The sequence below is a fragment of the Arthrobacter sp. Z1-9 genome (assembly GCF_054792695.1).
In genome coordinates this window covers 1,398,977-1,417,130 of sequence record NZ_CP096456.1, presented here as the reverse complement: position 1 = coordinate 1,417,130, position 18,154 = coordinate 1,398,977, and the positions used below count along the sequence as shown (strand labels likewise).

At 65.4% G+C, this 18,154-nt stretch carries 18 protein-coding genes; 12 read left to right on the top strand and 6 right to left on the bottom strand.

All coding sequences use genetic code 11. The annotated features are described in order from the left end of the window. Positions 1–29 precede the first annotated feature (29 nt). Positions 30–560 carry a WhiB family transcriptional regulator gene (locus M1D93_RS06515; RefSeq protein WP_461174327.1) on the bottom strand — a complete coding sequence of 177 codons (531 nt, stop codon included), beginning with the start codon at positions 558–560 and terminating at the stop codon, positions 30–32. A 391-nt stretch (positions 561–951) separates the two neighbouring features. On the opposite strand from M1D93_RS06515, the gene M1D93_RS06510 reads away from it, so the two are divergent. Next, positions 952–1,650, top strand: a complete 699-nt coding sequence (locus M1D93_RS06510) for a TIGR03089 family protein (protein WP_461174326.1) — start codon at positions 952–954, stop codon at positions 1,648–1,650. Between the two features lie 23 nt (positions 1,651–1,673). On the opposite strand, the gene M1D93_RS06505 is transcribed toward M1D93_RS06510, so the two are convergent. Continuing rightward, positions 1,674–2,246: a GtrA family protein gene (locus tag M1D93_RS06505; RefSeq protein WP_461174325.1), complete on the bottom strand. Its 573-nt coding sequence runs from the start codon at positions 2,244–2,246 to the stop codon at positions 1,674–1,676. A 230-nt stretch (positions 2,247–2,476) separates the two neighbouring features. Here M1D93_RS06505 and M1D93_RS06500 point away from each other — a divergent pair, with 230 nt between their 5' ends. From M1D93_RS06500 to manA, 4 genes are read left to right on the top strand one after another with little or no spacing between them, the layout of a single operon-like run. Beyond that, a complete protein-coding gene (locus tag M1D93_RS06500) occupies positions 2,477–3,625 on the top strand; it encodes a 5-(carboxyamino)imidazole ribonucleotide synthase (protein WP_461174324.1) in 1,149 nt (382 codons plus the stop codon). Further along, positions 3,622–4,206, top strand: coding sequence for a 5-(carboxyamino)imidazole ribonucleotide mutase (gene purE, locus M1D93_RS06495; protein WP_461174323.1), 585 nt, complete (start codon positions 3,622–3,624; stop codon positions 4,204–4,206). Before M1D93_RS06500 ends, purE begins: the two co-directional genes overlap by 4 nt. Positions 4,207–4,216: 10 nt before the next feature. Further along, positions 4,217–5,878 carry an LCP family protein gene (locus M1D93_RS06490; RefSeq protein WP_461174322.1) on the top strand — a complete coding sequence of 554 codons (1,662 nt, stop codon included), beginning with the start codon at positions 4,217–4,219 and terminating at the stop codon, positions 5,876–5,878. 40 nt (positions 5,879–5,918) lie between these two features. After that, a complete protein-coding gene (gene manA / locus M1D93_RS06485; RefSeq protein WP_461174321.1) occupies positions 5,919–7,184 on the top strand; it encodes a mannose-6-phosphate isomerase, class I in 1,266 nt (421 codons plus the stop codon). A gap of 81 nt (positions 7,185–7,265) precedes the next feature. On the opposite strand, the gene M1D93_RS06480 is transcribed toward manA, so the two are convergent. Both M1D93_RS06480 and glpX read right to left on the bottom strand, forming a co-directional pair. After that, on the bottom strand, positions 7,266–8,324 hold the full coding sequence (locus M1D93_RS06480; RefSeq protein WP_461174320.1) for a lipid II:glycine glycyltransferase FemX: 1,059 nt from the start codon (positions 8,322–8,324) through the stop codon (positions 7,266–7,268). Positions 8,325–8,410: 86 nt separating this feature from the next. Continuing rightward, a complete protein-coding gene (gene glpX / locus M1D93_RS06475) occupies positions 8,411–9,433 on the bottom strand; it encodes a class II fructose-bisphosphatase (RefSeq protein WP_176156781.1) in 1,023 nt (340 codons plus the stop codon). A gap of 234 nt (positions 9,434–9,667) precedes the next feature. Here glpX and M1D93_RS06470 point away from each other — a divergent pair, with 234 nt between their 5' ends. The 5 genes from M1D93_RS06470 to M1D93_RS06450 all read left to right on the top strand — a co-directional run bounded on the left by M1D93_RS06470 (position 9,668) and on the right by M1D93_RS06450 (position 14,995). Further along, positions 9,668–10,348 carry a DUF4245 domain-containing protein gene (locus tag M1D93_RS06470; RefSeq protein ID WP_461174948.1) on the top strand — a complete coding sequence of 227 codons (681 nt, stop codon included), beginning with the start codon at positions 9,668–9,670 and terminating at the stop codon, positions 10,346–10,348. Positions 10,349–10,358: 10 nt separating this feature from the next. Continuing rightward, on the top strand, positions 10,359–10,973 hold the full coding sequence (locus M1D93_RS06465) for a carbonic anhydrase (protein WP_461174319.1): 615 nt from the start codon (positions 10,359–10,361) through the stop codon (positions 10,971–10,973). 76 nt (positions 10,974–11,049) lie between these two features. Then, a complete protein-coding gene (locus tag M1D93_RS06460; protein ID WP_461174318.1) occupies positions 11,050–12,477 on the top strand; it encodes a class II fumarate hydratase in 1,428 nt (475 codons plus the stop codon). Between the two features lie 155 nt (positions 12,478–12,632). Further along, positions 12,633–13,304, top strand: coding sequence for a TetR/AcrR family transcriptional regulator (locus M1D93_RS06455; protein ID WP_461174317.1), 672 nt, complete (start codon positions 12,633–12,635; stop codon positions 13,302–13,304). Then, a complete protein-coding gene (locus M1D93_RS06450; RefSeq protein ID WP_461174316.1) occupies positions 13,301–14,995 on the top strand; it encodes an MDR family MFS transporter in 1,695 nt (564 codons plus the stop codon). The genes M1D93_RS06455 and M1D93_RS06450 overlap by 4 nt, the downstream gene beginning before the upstream one ends. Before the next feature lie 130 nt (positions 14,996–15,125). On the opposite strand, the gene M1D93_RS06445 is transcribed toward M1D93_RS06450, so the two are convergent. Then, entirely contained in the window at positions 15,126–15,596 is a 471-nt protein-coding gene (locus tag M1D93_RS06445) for an NUDIX hydrolase (protein WP_461174315.1), read from the bottom strand. A 72-nt stretch (positions 15,597–15,668) separates the two neighbouring features. Next, positions 15,669–16,217 (bottom strand): prepilin peptidase, encoded by a 549-nt coding sequence (locus M1D93_RS06440; RefSeq protein WP_461174314.1) that lies wholly within the window; start codon positions 16,215–16,217, stop codon positions 15,669–15,671. A gap of 58 nt (positions 16,218–16,275) precedes the next feature. On the opposite strand from M1D93_RS06440, the gene M1D93_RS06435 reads away from it, so the two are divergent. Further along, positions 16,276–17,067 carry a hypothetical protein gene (locus M1D93_RS06435; RefSeq protein ID WP_461174313.1) on the top strand — a complete coding sequence of 264 codons (792 nt, stop codon included), beginning with the start codon at positions 16,276–16,278 and terminating at the stop codon, positions 17,065–17,067. 38 nt (positions 17,068–17,105) lie between these two features. Further along, positions 17,106–17,753 carry a GNAT family N-acetyltransferase gene (locus M1D93_RS06430; RefSeq protein ID WP_461174312.1) on the top strand — a complete coding sequence of 216 codons (648 nt, stop codon included), beginning with the start codon at positions 17,106–17,108 and terminating at the stop codon, positions 17,751–17,753. The last annotated feature ends 401 nt before the right edge of the window (positions 17,754–18,154 follow it).

Below are 18,154 nucleotides of genomic sequence, written 5' to 3'. Positions count from 1 at the left end.
AACGGCAGTGACGTGAACATCCTGATGAATTAGATTGCCCGCTTCCTCAGCCGCCGGCGCTCACGCTCGGAAAGGCCTCCCCAGATGCCGAACCGCTCGTCGTTGGCCAGAGCGTACTCAAGGCACTGGGAGCGCACGTTGCAGGCACCGCAGACCTTTTTGGCATCGCGGGTGGAGCCACCTTTTTCGGGGAAGAACGCCTCGGGGTCGGTTTGGGCGCACAGCGCATCGGTCTGCCAGCCGAGCTCGCCCTCGTCGTCAAAGTCCTGCTGGAAAGGCAGCCCGATCCACACGGGCTGTGCCGGTCCGGCCGTCAGTTCCATGGGCGGGTCAAGCTCGTCCTCGGGGTCCTGCCCGCCGCCCAGGAGTGCTTCGTGCGCGGCGAGGAAAGCTGTGCCCTGATCCTCAAGGGCGTCGCCGGAACTCCGGTTGTACCGCTCCGCAGCCTCAGGGTCCGCAGGGTCCACGTACCAGTCGCTCGGCACCCCCCGCGCACGGTATCGTGCCGTTGCCTGGCCGGCTACGACGGCATCTTCCTGGATACGCTCTGCTTGCCCCACGGCGACCCTCCTGATGTTGCAGCCTTCTGCCTGGATACATGGACACTCGGTTGTGTGCCGGTATTTACGCAGTCGCTTTAGATACCTAATTACACGTGTGTAACTTGGGCGAGTCAAGCCGCAGCCGGGATAATAATCACTCCAGTTCCCCAAGGTTGCACACGCCACGCCCGGGAATTTTTCTTCGTCCGGCTCGAATCAGGCCAGCCCCAGCGGCACCAGCGGGAAAACACCCCAAAAAGCCCCGGTTTTCGCGAAAATACCCGGAACCGGGAGAAATAGCAAGCACGCTTAGTATCGACTGTGATAAATATCACTCCGGAGGCGGAAGGTCTGTAAGCTGCGAAGGCAGCCGGGTGACCCCCTGTGGCGCCGGTGGCAGGATTGAGCCATGACTACCCCGGCAATCGATCTGATGACCAGCCTTCGATCAGGCAACTCCACTGCTCCGCGCCTCACCTGGTACGGCCCTGACTCGGAGCGCGTCGAGCTCTCCGGGAAGGTGCTGGACAACTGGGTGGCCAAAACCAGCAACCTGCTCCAAGACGAACTCGACGCTGAACCGGGCATGCGCCTGGCGCTTGACCTGCCCGCGCACTGGAAGGGAATGGTCTGGGCGCTTGCCGCCTGGCAGCTCGGCCTGGAGACGGTCCTGAACGGCGGCGAGGCGGACCTGCTGGCCACTGCCCAGCCCGGGAAAACAGCAGGGAATTACGACGCCGTCGTGGCCGTTGCGCTGCCGGCCCTGGCCATGCGCTGGGCCGGCGACCTTCCGGCCGGCTGCCTGGATTACGCTGCGGAGGTGCGCTCCCACGGAGATGTGTTTATGCAGCACTCCGAAGCGGACCCCTCGGCATGCGCGATTGTTGCGCAGGACGGCCGCCGGCACCTCCACCAGGAACTGCTTGACGGGTTTGCAGTGCCCCACGAAGAGGGCGTGCGGCTGCACATCCCGGGGCAGGACGGACTGGAGGCGGCGCTGGCCAACGCGCTGGGCGCGTGGCGGCGCGGGGGTTCGGTGGTGATGACGCACCCTGACGTCGGTCCCACGGACAGGCTGCTCGCCGCGGAACGCATCCACGGCAACTGAACGCCCAGCCTGGCGGCCTGGCCCTACTTCTGGGGCTGGGCCGGGTCCTCCGTGAGGGGCTCGGGTTCCGGCACGCTGGTGCCGCTGCCGGCGTCTTTGCCATGGTGGTGGAGTTCGATGAGCTCGTGGTCGTGTGAGAACTCCGGTTCCTGGTCCAGTTCCTTGTTGAACACCAGGAACCGGTAGGCGAAGAACCTGACCACGGTGGCCACCAGGATGCCTGCTACTCCCGCGAGGAAGAGCATGTTCTTATCGGTGATGCCGAGCCCGTATTTGGCGAGGGCCGTAAAGCCGGTGGAGATGCCGATGCCTATCCCGTTGATGAGGATGAACATCAGGAATTCGCGGAGTACGTTGTCCTGCCGCCGATGCCGGAAGGTCCAGAGGCGGTTCGCTATCCAGGAAAAAATGGTTGCCACGGAAGCGCCCACGAAGCGGGCCTTGGCCTCGCTGTCCGTCATTGGCCCGTGCATGAGGTAATACGTCATGCCGTTGTCGATGACGAACGCCACACCGCCGACGGCCCCGAACTTGGCCACTTCACGCCAAAAAAGTGAGGCGAGCCCCCGGATGCGATCTGCAAGCGTGCTAAACATGACCCTCCATGGCCGTTGAACGATGGGCCACACGGCCAGAGATCCATTTTAGCCCGGCAAACTCCTGTGGCGGTCCGGCAGGCACCCCTAATGCCCTACCACCAAACGCTTCGGGGCCCGAAAAACCACCCACACAGGCCAGGAACGCGGGATACCGGGCGGTCTTCGGTAGGCTGGCACATGTGACTTTTCCAGTAATAGGTGTAGTTGGCGGCGGCCAGCTTGCGCGAATGATGGCCCCAGCCGCAACCGCACTCGGCTTCGAACTCCGCGTGCTTGCCGAAGGCGACGACGTTTCCGCGGTCTCGGCAGTGTCCTCCTCACCGGTGGGCGACTACAAGGACCTGCAGACCCTCCTGGACTTCTCCGAGGGCCTGGACGTTATGACCTTTGACCATGAGCACGTTCCCACAGCCCATCTCCGGGCCCTTCAGGAAGCCGGCGTCAACGTCCAGCCCGGCCCCGATGCCCTGGTCCACGCCCAGGACAAGCTGGTGATGCGCGCCGCCATTGACCGGCTGGAACTTCCCAACCCCGCCTGGGCTTCGGTTAAAGACGTGGCCGCGCTCATCCGGTTCGGAGAGGACATTGGCTGGCCGGTGGTCCTGAAGACTCCCCGCGGCGGCTACGACGGCAAAGGTGTCCGGATTGTTTCCTCTGCTGAGGAGGCTGCCGGAACCACTGAATGGTTTGACGCCATGAGCCCCCTCCTGGCGGAGGCAAAAGTTGAATTCACCCGCGAGCTTTCAGCCCTGGTGGCCAGGACGCCCGACGGCGAAGCCCGCGCCTGGCCGGTAGTGCACACCATCCAGGTTGACGGGGTGTGTGACGAAGTCATCGCCCCTGCCCTGGACATCCCGGTGGAGGTTGCAGCCGCCGCGGAGGATGCCGCCTTGCGGATAGCCCACGAACTGGGGGTGACCGGCGTCCTGGCCGTGGAGCTCTTCGAAACCCCCGGCACGGGCACGGGATTCCTCATCAACGAACTGGCGATGCGTCCGCACAATACCGGACATTGGACGCAGGACGGGTCGGTCACCAGCCAGTTTGAACAGCACCTTCGGGCCGTCCTGAATCTTCCGCTGGGGGCCACCGATGTCCTGGCTCCGGTGGTAGTGATGAAGAACTTCCTGGGCGGCGACAACCAGGACCTGTTTTCCGCCTTCCCGCTGGCGCTGGCCAGCGAGCCGGCGGCCAAAGTTCACTGCTACGGCAAGTCGGTACGCCCGGGCCGGAAGATCGGCCACGTAAACCTGGTGGGGTCATCCACAGCCGAGGTTGAGTCTGTGCGACGCCGTGCGGGGACGGTAGCGGGCATCATCCGGGACGGGCGGGTACCCACCGAAGAACCACAGGCAATTCTTGAGGAGAAAGCATGAGTCCCGAAGCCACCCCCGCCCCCGGTTCCGCCGGCCTCCCGCTGGTGGGCTTAGTGATGGGTTCGGATTCGGACTGGCCGGTTATGGAAGCCGCAGCGGACGCCCTGGCCGAGTTCGGCATTCCGTTCGAGGCTGACGTTGTGTCCGCCCACCGGATGCCTACCGAGATGATCCGTTACGGCCAGACGGCGCACGAGCGCGGGCTGAGGGTAATTATCGCCGGCGCCGGCGGTGCCGCCCATTTGCCGGGGATGCTGGCCAGCGTCACTCCACTCCCGGTGATCGGAGTGCCGGTCCCGCTGAAGACACTGGACGGCATGGACTCCCTGCTCTCCATCGTGCAGATGCCTGCCGGCGTTCCGGTGGCCACCGTCTCCATCGCGGGAGCCCGCAATGCCGGACTTTTGGCGGTCCGGATGCTTGCAGCAGGCACGGACGAACTCGCGGCATCGCTGCGCGCCGACCTTCTCGACTTCGCCGCAGACCTCAATGCCGTGGCGGCCCGCAAGGGGGCAAACCTGAGGCAGAAGGTCAGCGAGGTTTTCGCCGAAGGCAACGGCACGCTCCGGGGCAGCCGTTAGGACGGCGGCCATGACCAGCAGCAAGGTCCGGCAGTCCCCTTCCGACACAGCCCTCACCGACACAGCCCTCACCGACCCGGTCCGCTACCCGGTCAGTGCCTCCTCTCCGGTCCGGACCAAGCGCGGCTTCGTCCTTGTGCTTCTGACCCTCCTGGTTCCAGGCAGCGCGCAGCTTGTGGCAGGCGACCGTAAGCTCGGCCGTGCGGCGCTAAGGGTGACACTCTGTGTATGGGCAGCCCTGGTGCTTGCCGTGCTCCTGCTGCTGCTTAACCGGCCCCTCCTTATCAACATCATCACCAACCCCGTCGCCTCGCTGGCAATAGTGATCCTGCTGGTGGCACTCGCTGTCGGCTGGGCAATCCTGTTCCTTAACACCCTGCGGCTCATCCGCCCGGTGCTGCTGGCGCCGGGGGCACGGCCCGCCGTCGTGATTTCCCTGGTTGTGGCGATGGTCCTGAGCAGCGGGTCGCTCGGTTACGCCGCCTACCTGCTCAATGTGGGCCGGAACGCGATCGGAAGCATCTTCTCCTCCGGCCCCGCCATCGACTCTGTGGAGGGCCGCTACAACTTCCTGATGATGGGTGGCGATGCCGGTGAGGACCGTACGGGCAGGCGCCCGGACAGCCTGTCCGTCCTCAGCGTGGACGCCAAGACGGGCCAGACCGCGATCATCTCCGTACCCCGGAACCTGCAGAACGCCCAGTTCAGCGAGGACTCCCCCATGCGTGCCGTCTACCCGGACGGCTACGACTGCGGGGACGAGTGCCTGATCAATGCCATCAACACCGAAGTGACTAACGAGTACACCGACCTCTACCCCGGCGTGGCCGACCCCGGTGCGCAGGCAACCCTTGAAGCAGTCTCCGGAACGCTGGGCATTACCGTCCAGGCCTACGTTCTGGTGGACATGAAGGGCTTCTCCTCCCTCATCGACGCCATGGGCGGCATCAGGATCAAGGCCGGCGGCTGGGTCCCCATGAGCGGCTTTTATGACGATTTCAGCCAGACCCACGGTATGCCCCTTGGGTGGATCCCGGCCGGAGAACAAACACTCAATGGAGACCAGGCGCTGTGGTACGGACGGTCGCGCGAGTATGTGGACGACTACTCCCGCATCCAGCGCCAGCAGTGCGTGCAGCAGGCCATGCTGAAGCAGCTGGATCCCGCCACGCTGCTGGCCAAGTTCGAGGACATCGCCAACGCGGGAACCAAGGTGGTGGAATCCAACGTCTCCTCGTCCCAGCTGGGCAGCTTCGTGGACCTCGCCATCAAGGCGAAGGGCCAGGACGTCAAACGGCTCACCATCGGCCCGCCGGATTTCGACGCCTCCTTCTCCACGGTTCCGGACTTCGATGAGATCCACGCGCGGGTGGACGACTTGCTGGCATCCGCATCTGCGCAGGAGGCACAGTCGGCAGGAGCTCCCGACGACGTCATGGTTGTTCCCGCCACAGCCGCCGGGCCCGTCCAGGCGGCAGGACCCTCTCCCTACAACCTGCCGGCAGGCGGCATCGCAACACAGCAGCCCGCGCCGTCGGACTTTGTCCCGGTGACCACCACGCCCGACGGTGAGCCGATAACGGAAGAGATGCTGACCCAGCTCAAGCTTGAAGGAAACGAGGAGGCCATCCGGCAGCTCGTGGCAACCAACGGCCAATGCGCTTCGCTGTAGCCGGCATCCACATCAGACCTACCTAGGAACGGACACCGCCTTGTACGAGATTGATAATGTCCTCCGGGACTACGCCTGGGGATCGACGACGGCGATCGCCGCGTTGCTGGGGCGGCCGGAGTCCGGGCGTCCGGAAGCAGAGCTGTGGATCGGTGCGCACCCGGACTCACCGTCCGTGGCCCACGTGCCCGAGGACGGGTCCACTGCCACCCTGGACACCCTGATCGCCGGCGATCCGGAGCATTTCCTTGGCGCTGACTCCGTGGCACGGTTTGGTCCCCGGCTGCCCTTCCTGGCCAAGATTCTGGCGGCTGCCCAGCCCCTGTCACTGCAGGTCCACCCCAGCCTGGAGCAGGCGAAGGCCGGCTTTGCACGGGAGAACGCCGAAGGCCTCGCCGCCAATGCCCCCAACCGGAATTACCGGGATGACAACCACAAGCCCGAGATGATTCTTGCCCTGACGCCGTTTGAGGCGCTCTGCGGTTTCCGCCCGGCCGGCGAGGCACGGGATATCCTGCAGCACGTTGCCGCAGCGTTTGATGCCGTGGCGGGCCCGCCCGCGCTGGTTTCCGCACTGCTTGCGGATCTTGCGGACAGCAACGACGGCGCCGGCTTGCGGAAGGCCTTCGAGCGCCTGATCTCCGGCGGCACGTCCGTGGCTGAGGACACAGCGCAGGTGGTGGCCGCGCTGCTTTCCGGAGCCTCACTGGCTCCCTACGACGCCGAACTTGCCACGGCCATCAGCCTTAATGAGAAATACCCCGGCGATCCGGGAGTCCTGATCTCGCTGCTGCTGAACCGTATCTCGCTTGAGCCGGGTGAGGCGGTCTACCTGCCTGCCGGGAACGTCCACGCGTATCTGCACGGCCTGGGCGTAGAGGTCATGGCGTCCTCTGACAACGTGCTGCGGGGCGGACTCACCCCAAAGCACATTGATGTCCCCGAACTGCTGCGGACCATCGATTTCCGGCCCGTTGCCGTGCCCATGCTGGAGGCCGAGCGGACCGTGCTGGACCAGGAGCTCTTCCGCCCGCCTTTCGAGGAGTTCCAGCTGCAGCGCATCGAACTCACCCCGGACGCCGGGCCCGTCCCGCTGGCACAGTCCGGCGCGGCAGTGGTGATCGTGGTTGCGGGGGACGTCTACCTGGATTCACCCAAGGGCGACCTGCAGCTTTCCCGCGGCGGCAGCGCTTTCCTGGCAGCCGCCGAGGCGCCCGTCAATGTCCATCCGGTTGCCGGCAGCACCGAAACTGCACTGGCCTTCGCTGTGACCACCGGCTTGCGGGATGGTCTCGCCCGCGCCTAGCAGCAGCAAAAAGGCGACGACGGCACCATGGCGGGTGCCGTCGTCGCCGCTGTCCTGACGCTGCTGGCTGTCCTGACGCTGCTAGCTGCCCGGGCGCACCTTCCGGATCAGTGGCCGGACCCTCCCGGCAGCAGTCTTAAGGAGACGGCGGGCTGTTTGGAGTCCGCGGCGTGCCAGGGGCATGGCCTGCGCATACGCCGGGTACAGCGGTGAGAGCGGCTTCTCCCAGGTGCCCAGGAGCATGTTCTCGTGCTTGGCAAACTGCTTCTTGAAATCGGAGATGCCGTCGTTGAGGAGGCCGTTGAAGTCGTAACGCGCGCAGCCGTCCTCGCGCATCGCCTGCAGGGCGGCCCACTTCACGCCGTAATTGACGCGCTGCTTCTGCCCTTCCGCTGACACCCCGCCGTACAGCTCGAAGGCGGTGGATCCGCTCCTGGCGAGCCAGACGAACGCCAGCAACTGCTCGCCGTCGAAGGCGCCGATGATGGGTGAGCCATCCCCCATGTTCCGGAAGATGTCGCGGTAGTACTGGTCCTCGTGGATCCCGAATCCGGCACGTTCCGCTGTTTCGTGGTAGATCGCCAGCACCTGCTCAAGTTCGGCGTCATTCTTCACCTTGCGGAACTCGACGTCGCTGCGCATGGCCTTGCGGATGTTCGCGCGGGTGGACTTGGACATGTCGGCCATGAGTTCGTCATCGGACCGGGTGAGGTCAAGGATCAGCGTGCGCGGGATCAGCACGGTATTGGTGGATGAACGGAACCCGGCTTCCTTTACCGCGGCCGCGTACGGCGAGTCCTGGTCCCAGTCCGGTTCGATGCTCAGGGCGACGCCGCGGTGGCGGGCGGCAGCATGACCGGCCAGGCTGTTGAAGACGGCCTGTGCATTCTCCGGCGTGCACATGGGCCCCCGGGGAATGTAGACCAGTGCGCGGAAGGGCAGCGGCAGCCGCCGGATCAGCAGCTGTGCGCAGCCGATGGTGTTGTTGTCGCCGTCGTTCAACAGCACCCGGTCAACGGACCAGCCGTGCATGGCCTTGGTCTCGCCCCAGCCCCAGAGCTGTTGCGGGTGCCCCTGGAACCGGTCGACGTATTCGTCCCACAGGGCGCGGTCAGTACAGGGCACAACAGCTGGAATCATGGCTTAAACCCTATACCAACGCATTAACGCCAAAGCCCCGGAGCGCGCTGCGCGCTCCGGGGCCCATTGCCTGTGTGGCAGGTGGATCAGCTCTTGCGGGCGTAGCCTTCCCACTTGCTGGCCTGGTGCTCGCCGTCCACGAAACGGATGGTGCCGGACTTGGAACGCATCACGATGGACTGGGTCAGGACCTTGTCCTTGGAGTAGCGCACGCCCTTGAGCAGGTCGCCGTCGGTGATGCCCGTAGCGGCGAAGTAACAGTTGTCGCTCGAGACGAGGTCGTTCGTGGAGAGGACCCGCTCCAGATCGTGGCCGGCGTCGATGGCCTTCTGCTTCTCTTCGTCGCTGGTGGGCCACAGCCGGCCCTGGATGACGCCTCCCAGGGACTTGATGGCGCAGGCCGCCACGATGCCCTCGGGGGTTCCGCCGATGCCCATCAGGGCGTCAACGCCAGTGCCGGAGCGGGCAGCGGCGATGGCGCCGGCAACGTCGCCGTCCATGATGAACTTGGTGCGGGCGCCCGCCTCGCGGATTTCCTCCACCAGCGGGCGGTGGCGGTCGCGGTCCAGGATCATGACGTTGAGCTGGTTGACCTTGACGCCCTTGGCCTTGGCGATCAGGTGCAGGTTCTGCTTTACGGGGAGGCGGAGGTCCACCATGTCCGCGGCTTCGGGGCCGGTAACGAGCTTCTCCATGTAGAACACGGCGGAGGGGTCGAACATGGAGCCGCGTTCGGCCACGGCCAGGACGGCCAGGGCGTTGTTGATGCCCAGTGCGGTGAGCCTGGTTCCGTCGATGGGATCGACTGCCACGTCGCATTCAGGGCCGGTGCCGTCACCAACGCGTTCGCCGTTGAAGAGCATGGGGGCTTCGTCTTTTTCGCCTTCGCCGATGACCACTACGCCGTTGAAGTGGACGGTCTGCAGGAAGGAGCGCATGGCGTCGACGGCGGCGCCATCGGCCGTGTTCTTGTCGCCGAAGCCTACCCAGTGGCCGCCGGCAATTGCTGCCGCTTCGGTCACGCGGACGAGCTCGAGGGCGAGGTTGCGGTCCGGCTCATCGTTGCCCACCGCCAGGGAGGGGGAGATCGTGGAGTACTTCTGGGTCATGGACGCTGGTGACACGTGAACCTCTTCTTCGAGTGGCGATCATTGAACCCGCACAGCCGGAACAGCAGCGCGGTGATTCCTCTGATATCGATCATAGTCGCGGCACCCGGTTTCCGGCTGCGGGATGACGCGCCCGCGCAATGTACGCGGAAGCAGGGTCCGGAGCGGGACGCTTCCTGCCGGACCGAGTGTGAGTTGGACACCGGCATGGGCGACTATAGAGGGGTGAATGAAATGCAGGAAAAGACCAGCCCCTCCCCCGAACCAGCAGGATCCGGAAGCAACAGCGGATCCAGCGCGGCCGGAGGGCAGGAGCCGGTTAAGCCTGTCATTCCGGCGGCGGCAGCCAAGCGGGCCAACGCTTCGGTGATCGGCATGATCATTGCCCTGGTGTTAAGCATCGCCGCGTTCCTGCCCATCGTCCTGATGAACCCCTCCCCGAAGAGCGACGGCTACCGCCCCAATATCGACGTCAGCGCCGCCGCCCGGAACGCAACGGACGTGGCAGGATTCACGCCGGCAGCACCGGACACCGGCAACTCCTTCCGGCCCAACTACGCCCGATGGGAAGGGGGCACGGGAAGCGGCGTGCCTGCATGGGAGGTGGGCTACATCACGCCCAAGGAGTCCTTTATCGGACTGGTCCAGACCCGCACGGCCAACCCCACCTGGCTCCTCCAGCAAACGAAAAACGCCCCGGTCACGGGTTCCCGCAGCGCGGGCGGCCAGGAATGGGAGCTTCGCGATACCGGCAAGGGTGAGAAGTCGATGGTGCTGGAGTACCGCGGCACCACCGTCATCCTCACCGGCGCCGCCCAGCTGGACGAGTTCGCCACCTTGGCAGACGCCGTCGTGAAGTCCCTGGAAAGCAATCCTGCCGTCACAGATTCACCTGCAGCCACCACCGCCCCCTAAGGTAAGCAGGGTGACTACCTACCTGACTCCTGCCCTCGCCTGGCGCCGGATGCGCGAAGGCAACGAACGCTTTGTCGCCGGCCAGTCCTCCCACCCGAACCAGGACTCCTCGCGCAGGTCCTCCCTGGTGGAGAACCAGCACCCTTTCGCGGTGATCTTCGGCTGCTCGGACTCCCGGCTCGCCGCCGAGATTATTTTCGACGTCGGACTGGGTGACGTTTTTGTGGTCCGTACGGCTGGGCAGGTTATTGACGACGCCGTCCTCGGCTCGCTGGAGTACAGCGTGGGTGTGCTCGGCGTACCGCTGATCGCCATCCTGGGCCACGACAGCTGCGGTGCCGTCAGCGCCACAAAGGCGGCAGTGGACACCGGCGAGATGCCCCCGGGCTTCATTCGCGACCTGGTGGAGCGCATCACGCCGTCGGTGCTCACCTCAATTCGCCAGGACAAGCACGAGGTCAACGACATGGTGGTGGAGCACGTCAAGCAGACCGCCCAGCGGCTGGTGGACAGCTCCCGTGTGATTTCGGACGCAATTGAAAGCGGGCGCACCGCGGTCATCGGCCTCTCGTACAGCCTGGCGGAGGGGCGCGCCAACGTTGTTTCCGGGATCGGTGAGCTGTAGGGCGGGGGTAAAAACCTGCCCGTAGCATGCTCTTCACGGTTTTCGATGGGATGCCGGATCGCCCTAAGCTAGCCCCATGACTTCCACTGAAGAGTTCCGCATTGAACATGACACGATGGGCGAAGTCCGCGTCCCCGTGAACGCACTGTACCGCGCGCAGACGCAGCGGGCAGTGGAGAACTTCCCTATCTCCGGCAAGACCCTGGAACGTGCCCACATTGAGGCACTGGCCCGGGTCAAGAAGGCGGCCGCCCAGGCCAACGCTGAACTGGGTGTGCTCGACGGCGAGCTTGCCAAGGCCATCGCAGACGCGGCGGATGAGGTGGCTGCCGGGAAGTATGACGGCGACTTCCCCATCGACGTCTTCCAGACCGGTTCCGGCACGTCCTCGAACATGAACACCAACGAGGTCATCGCCGAGCTCGCCTCCCGTGCCCTGAAGGCGTCCGGCAGCGACAAGGTTGTCCACCCGAACGACCACGTCAACGCCTCGCAGTCCTCGAACGACGTCTTCCCCACGTCGGTGCACGTTGCCGCGACATCGGCCCTGATCAACGACCTCATTCCGGCCCTCGGCTACCTGGCCGAGTCGCTGGAGCGCAAGGCCGTGGAGTTCAAGGACGTTGTTAAGTCCGGCCGCACCCACCTCATGGATGCCACGCCAGTGACGCTGGGCCAGGAATTCGGCGGCTACGCTGCCCAGGTCCGGTACGGCATTGAGCGCATCAACGCTTCCCTCCCCCGCGTCGCCGAGGTTCCCCTGGGCGGCACGGCTGTGGGCACCGGCATCAACACCCCGGCAGGCTTCCCCGAACGCGTGATCGAACTGCTGGCCACTGACACCGGGCTGCCGCTGACCGAGGCCCGCGACCACTTTGAGGCGCAGGCCAACCGCGACGGGCTCATCGAAGCCTCCAGCCAACTGCGCAACATCGCCATCTCGTTTATGAAGATCAACAACGACCTCCGCTGGATGGGCTCCGGCCCCAACACCGGCCTGGGCGAAATCGCCATCCCGGACCTGCAGCCGGGCTCTTCGATCATGCCTGGCAAGGTCAACCCGGTCATCTGCGAGGCGTCCATCATGGTGGCTGCGCAGGTGATCGGCAACGACACGGCCATCGCCTGGTCCGGAACCAACGGTGCCTTCGAGCTGAACGTCGGTATTCCGGTGATGGCGTCCAACCTGCTCGAGTCCATCCGGCTGCTGGCCAACACCAGCCGCGTGATGGCGGACAAGATGATCGACGGCATCACGGCCAACGTGGAGCGCGCGCGCTTCCTCGCCGAGGCTTCTCCGTCCATCGTTACGCCACTGAACAAGTACATCGGCTACGAGAACGCGGCCAAGATCGCCAAGACGGCCGTGGCCGAAGGCCTCACCGTCCGCCAGGCCACCGAGAAGCTCGGCTTCGTCGGCGACGGCGAGGGCAAGGTTTCCGAAGCCGACCTCGAGAAGGCCCTGGACGTCACCACCATGACGGCCCCGGCCCACAAGGCCTAAGTCCCCGCCGCCTCCCTGGCTGCGGCGGCCCGCTTACGACGACGGCCGGTACCTTTCACACGAAAGGTACCGGCCGTCGTCGTACTGCTTTCTACTCACTTAGTCCTGGTTATCAAAAGTTGCACCAAGAGACCATTAGTGCAAAACTACACTCTATGGATGATAGTGCAGTTTTAGAGGGCGGTCTCCGCCAGCGCAAGCGGGCCGCTACCCGTGCAGCCATCACCGCCGCCGCAAGGGCACTGACGGGCGAACGCGGCCTCAACGGTTATACGGTTGAGGAAGTGTGCGAGCGCGCCGCCATCTCCCGCCGCACGTTCTTCAACTACTTCCCCACCAAGGAAGACGCGATCATCGGCCACGCGGACGATGACATCCCCGCGGACGTCATCGCGGAATTCATCGAAGGCGGCGCCTCGTCCCCTCCCGGCGAGATCTCCCCCACCCTGTTCCAGGACCTGGTGCGGCTCTCCCTGCGGCTTTCCGAGGACATGGCCGGCTCCGAGGAAGAAACCCGGCAGCTGATCGCCGTGGTTAAGAAGGAACCCCAGCTGATCCTTCGGATCATCGGAATCACCGAACAGCGCGAGGCCCAGTTCGCCCGCGACGTCGCCCGCCGCGAAGGCGTTGCCGCCGACCATCCCGTGGTGCAGATGGCTGTGGTGCTGCTGGGCACCATCGCCCGCAAGAGCAGCATGGCCTACTTCTCCGACGGCAACACCCGCCCCTACCGCGACCTGCTGATGGAGAACATCACAGCCGCCAGCACCCTCTTCTCCCAGCCCCTCGGACACCCTCAAACCACCGCCGCAGAAGGACAACCATGAGTACCGCCACCAATAAGAGGACAACAGCAGCGGGTCCCCTGCTGCTCACCCAAAAACGCATCTGGATCATCTTCTCCGCGCTGATCGCCGGCATGCTGCTCTCGAGCCTGGACCAGACCATCGTCTCCACCGCCATGCCCACCATCGTGGGCAAACTGGGCGGCGTGGAGCACCAGGCCTGGATCACCACCGCGTACCTGCTCGCCACCACCATCGTGATGCCCATTTACGGCAAGTTCGGTGACGTCCTGGGCCGGCGGAACCTGTTCCTTCTAGCCATCGCGCTGTTCACGCTCGCCTCGGTGGGTTGTGCCCTTGCCGCGGATTTCTGGGGCTTCGTGATCTTCCGGGCCATCCAGGGCCTTGGCGGCGGAGGCCTGATGATCCTGTCACAGGCCATCATCGCCGACATCGTGCCCGCCAAGGACCGCGGCAAGTACATGGGCCCGCTGGGTGCCATCTTCGGCCTTTCCGCTGTGGCCGGCCCCCTGCTGGGCGGCTTCTTTGTGGACCACCTGACGTGGGAATGGGCCTTTTACATCAACATCCCCATCGGCATCGCCGCCTTCGCCATCGCCTGGTTCACGCTGACGCTGCCCAACAAGAAGGCTGAAAAGCGGATCGACATCCTGGGTGTTGTGCTGCTGTCCGCGGCCACCACCTGTCTGATCTTCTTCACCGACTTCGGCGGCAAAAAGGACGAAGGCTGGGATTCACCGCTCACCTGGACCTTTGGTGCCGGCATGGTCCTGTCCGCCGCAGCCTTTGTTATCGTGGAGCGCCGGGCCGAGGATCCCATCATTCCGCTGAGCCTGTTCCGCAACCGGATCTTCGTCAACGCCACGGCCATCGGCTTCACCCTTGGACTGGGCATGTTCTCGGCGATCGCTTTTGTCCCCACATTCCTGCAGATGTCCTCCGGCACCTCCGCGGCCGAGTCCGGCCTGCTGATGCTGCCGATGATGGCGGGCCTGATGGGCACGTCCATCTACTCGGGCATCCGGATCTCCAAAACCGGCAAGTACAAGATGTATCCCATCCTGGGAGCGGCCTTCACCATGGCTGCGATGCTCTGGATGACCACCCTCGCTGCCAGTACGCCCATCTGGGTGATCTGCGTCCAGCTGTTCATCTTTGGAGCAGGCCTGGGCCTGATCATGCAGGTCGTGGTCCTTGTGGTGCAGAACTCCGTCCCCGCGGACCAGATCGGCACCGCCACCAGCACCAACAACTACTTCCGCGAGGTGGGCGCCGCCATGGGCGTGGCAGTTTTCGGTGCGATTTTCACCAACCGGCTATCGGAATCCCTGACCAGCGCTTTCACCGGCGCGGGGGCCTCGGCGGACCAGGCTGCCCGGTCCACCAGCACCCTGGACCCGCAGGCGCTGAGCCAGCTTCCGGAGCAGCTGCGTGACGCGATCGTGAACGCCTACGCCGAGTCGCTGGCTCCGGTGTTCTGGTACCTCATCCCGTTCATCGCGGTTGCCTTGATCCTGGCCCTCACACTGAAACAGATCCCGTTGTCGGACACGGCCGGGATGGTGGCCCGCGGCGAAGCGGTGGGCGGCGAGGAGGCCGAGCGCCTCGCCGCCGGGCTGCCGGCATCACCGTCAGAGGCGAAGCCGGGAGCCGCTGGGCAGCGGGACAACGTGAAGGACGACGACGGCGAGCTGGTTTCCCAGCGCAACTGACCGCCGTCGGGCTGCCCGCCGTCGTCGTGCGGCCTGATGACGCGGGCTGCCGGCAGCCGGCAGGGCGCTGCGATCTTGGGGGTTGCAGCGCCCTGCGCCATCCCCGGGGAGGATTCCTTGGTGCGGGCGGTCAGGGTTCGAAGTGTGCCGGGTCGGCCGGAGCCAGTGCACGGTGGATGCTGGTGAGGTGCCCGGGCATCAGCTCAGGGAGCTCATCGATGCCGAACCAGCCCACCGCAAGGGATTCGTCGTCATTCACGCGGGCAGTCCCGGAGACGTAACGGCAGCGGAACACCACGTCCAGGAACTCGCACACGTCGCCGTTGGGGTAGGTGAACGGACCCACGGCCCCCACGGAGACAACGCGCTCCGGTTCGGCCACTACGGCCGTCTCCTCAAAGATCTCCCGCACCAGGCCCCGCGCCGGCTCCTCCCCCGGCTCGAGCATTCCACTGACCAGCGCCCATTGTTTGTTGTCGGCCCGCTGGGCGAGCAGGACGCGGCCCGCATTATCGATCACCACGCCGCGGACGCCGGGGACCCAGAGTGGATCGTTGCCTATTTTCTTGCGGAGTTTCAGGATGTAGTCAGGCGCAGGCATCCCGCCAGCCTACCGAACTGCCAGGCCGCTGTACCGGCACGGAGGCAAGTTCAGGGCCAATGGCAGGTTGGGTCAGGCCGGCAGCAGCATCGCGCCCGCTGCCCCGGCGAGCATAAAGGGCCCGAAAGGAATGGACGATTTCAGCGTTCCCCTGCGTGCCGCCAGGAGCGCGATGGACCACACCCCGCCCAGGAGGAAAGCCAGGAAAGTACCGGCAAACAGGTGTCCCCAGCCGAGGTACCCGAGGTACAACCCCAAGACTCCAGCCAGTTTCACGTCACCGAAACCCATACCCGGCGGATACGCGAACCGCAGGATGAAGTAGAAAAGCCACAGGATGGCGGCACCGGCCACCACCCGGAGCGCCGGCACAGCGATAAGGCCGGCAACGGAACCGGCAGCACCCTGGCCCCCGCCCGCCCCTGCAAAGGCCGCTGCCGTCAGGAGCAGGACACCGGCCACGGCGTAGGACGGAAAGACGATCCGGTTGGGCAGGAGGTGATGCCGGACGTCGATCAGGGTGAGCCGGACGGCCATCACCGCGAAGTAGGCACAGGCAGCAAGCACCAGCCAGAAGGCCAGCGGGGTGTGCTGCCATAGTTCGCCCAGTCGTTGGATCACCCTCGGATGCTACTGGATTTCCGCCCGCCGACGCACGGCCCGCGCGTAAACTGTGGATATGGCGACGTGGGACTCCCGGCACCGGATGGATCAGGACACCACTTCAGCCGCCGCGCACCCTGCGTTGTTCCGGAACCTTTGCAGGTCCTCGCCCTGGAAGTGGCAGTCCCTGCGCTTTGAGTATTGGGATGAGCCCTTCACAGATGCGCCCAACCCGGGGGCGCCCCTGGTCCGGGCGTGGTTGCGCCGGCCGGGCGCACTCCGCCTTGAAACCGCGGACGGACTCGTCCTGCACAGCACCACCGGAATCAACGATTCCAAAGACGGCCTCTACGTCAGTGCCACCCGGAAGTCGTGGCTCCTTCCGCCGCACCTGGTAACGCCCGTGTACGACGACCACGGCCTGGTGCGCCGGCGCCCGGAAGCAGCCTACGGCGAGCCCGGGTTCGGCAACGGCCGGTTCTCCGCGGCCCTGGACCCGGTGGAACTGGCCGGGAACGCGCCCGTACCCCTTGAGTTTCCCGGCAGCAACGCTGTGGACGTACAGGAGGTCCGGCAGCAGGAGCACGAAGGACGAGCTGTCCTTGAAGCAGTTGTCGTCCCCACAGCCGCATACCATCCGGCCCACCCGACAGCGCCGCTGTGCCTTACCGGCAGATCCCGGATCCGGGTGGACCTGAACACCGGCGTCTGCGTGGCAAGCCAGTCCCTGGAACCCGGGTCTGAGGACTACGGTCACTGGCTGCGCATCATCGCTGTGGACGAGTACATGCTTGACGACCTCTTCCTGGCCCAGTCAATGAATCTCACCGACGTCCGGCAGCACATCCCCTGGGATATCCCCGCCTGAGAGCAGGCCTGGCAGGGCTCTTCGGTTAGGCTTCGCTGATGACATCACTGAGCGACGTGTGGCCACTTTTCGGCCTGAAGCTGGCCACCCCGCGGCTGGAACTCCGCCCCATCCGGGACGAGGAGATTCCTGCGGCCGTCGCAGCAGCGCAGAGCGGCATCCACGAGGCCGGCAGGAGCCCCTTCAGCACTCCGTGGACCGGGCTCCCGGCAGACGAACTGGGGCCCAACATGGCCCGCTGGTACTGGCGCTGCCGGGCGGAGTGCTCCCCCGAATCCTGGACCCTCCTCCTGGGGATCTGGCACGACGGCGGGTTCATCGGGTGCCAGGACGTCGGCTCCAAGGACTTCGCCGCGCTCAAGACGGTCACCACGGGGTCCTGGCTCAAGCAGTCCGTGCAGGGCCGGGGCTTCGGCAAGGAGATGCGCGCCGCCGTCGCCCTCTATTCCTTTGACTGGTTGGGCGCCGAAGCAGCAGAGTCCGAAGCAGCCACGTGGAACGAACCCTCCCTCGGCGTCTCCCGCGCCCTCGGCTACGAACTGAACGGCACCACCCGCCAGGCCTGGGGCACCAAAGTCGAAACAGTCCAGCACGTCCGCCTCACCCCGGAAACATTCAAACGCCCCGACTGGACCCTCCAAGTCGAAGGCCACGAACCAGCAGCCAGGTTCCTCAAGGTCACCTGAGCGATTGTCCGCTGTCCAGTCCGCCGCGAGGCTGCCCTTCTCCGTCGCTTAGGTACGCATCCGTGGCGGGGTTCGTCCGCCCCCAGCGCTTCGCCGTCGCTTAGACACCTCCCGCCGCGCCGCTTCGGTCGCTGGGCGACCTGCTCGACGCTCTGGTCGGCGATGCGCTCCTACGCGAAGCACTGGGACCGCCCGTGTGCCGAGCCGTCGGGCTTGTAGGTGGTCGGGAAGTGCGAGACTGCCAACTGGTGTAGCCGCGGTCCTTCTCGGCGATGCCCTTGGATCAGATGCGTGCCAAGGCCGACGTCAGGTGCAGGCGCGCACACGTCGGGTTACGGTCCTTCGCGTAGGAGCGCATCGCGGCGCATCGGGCCGCCGGAGGTCGCTCAGCGACCGGAGGG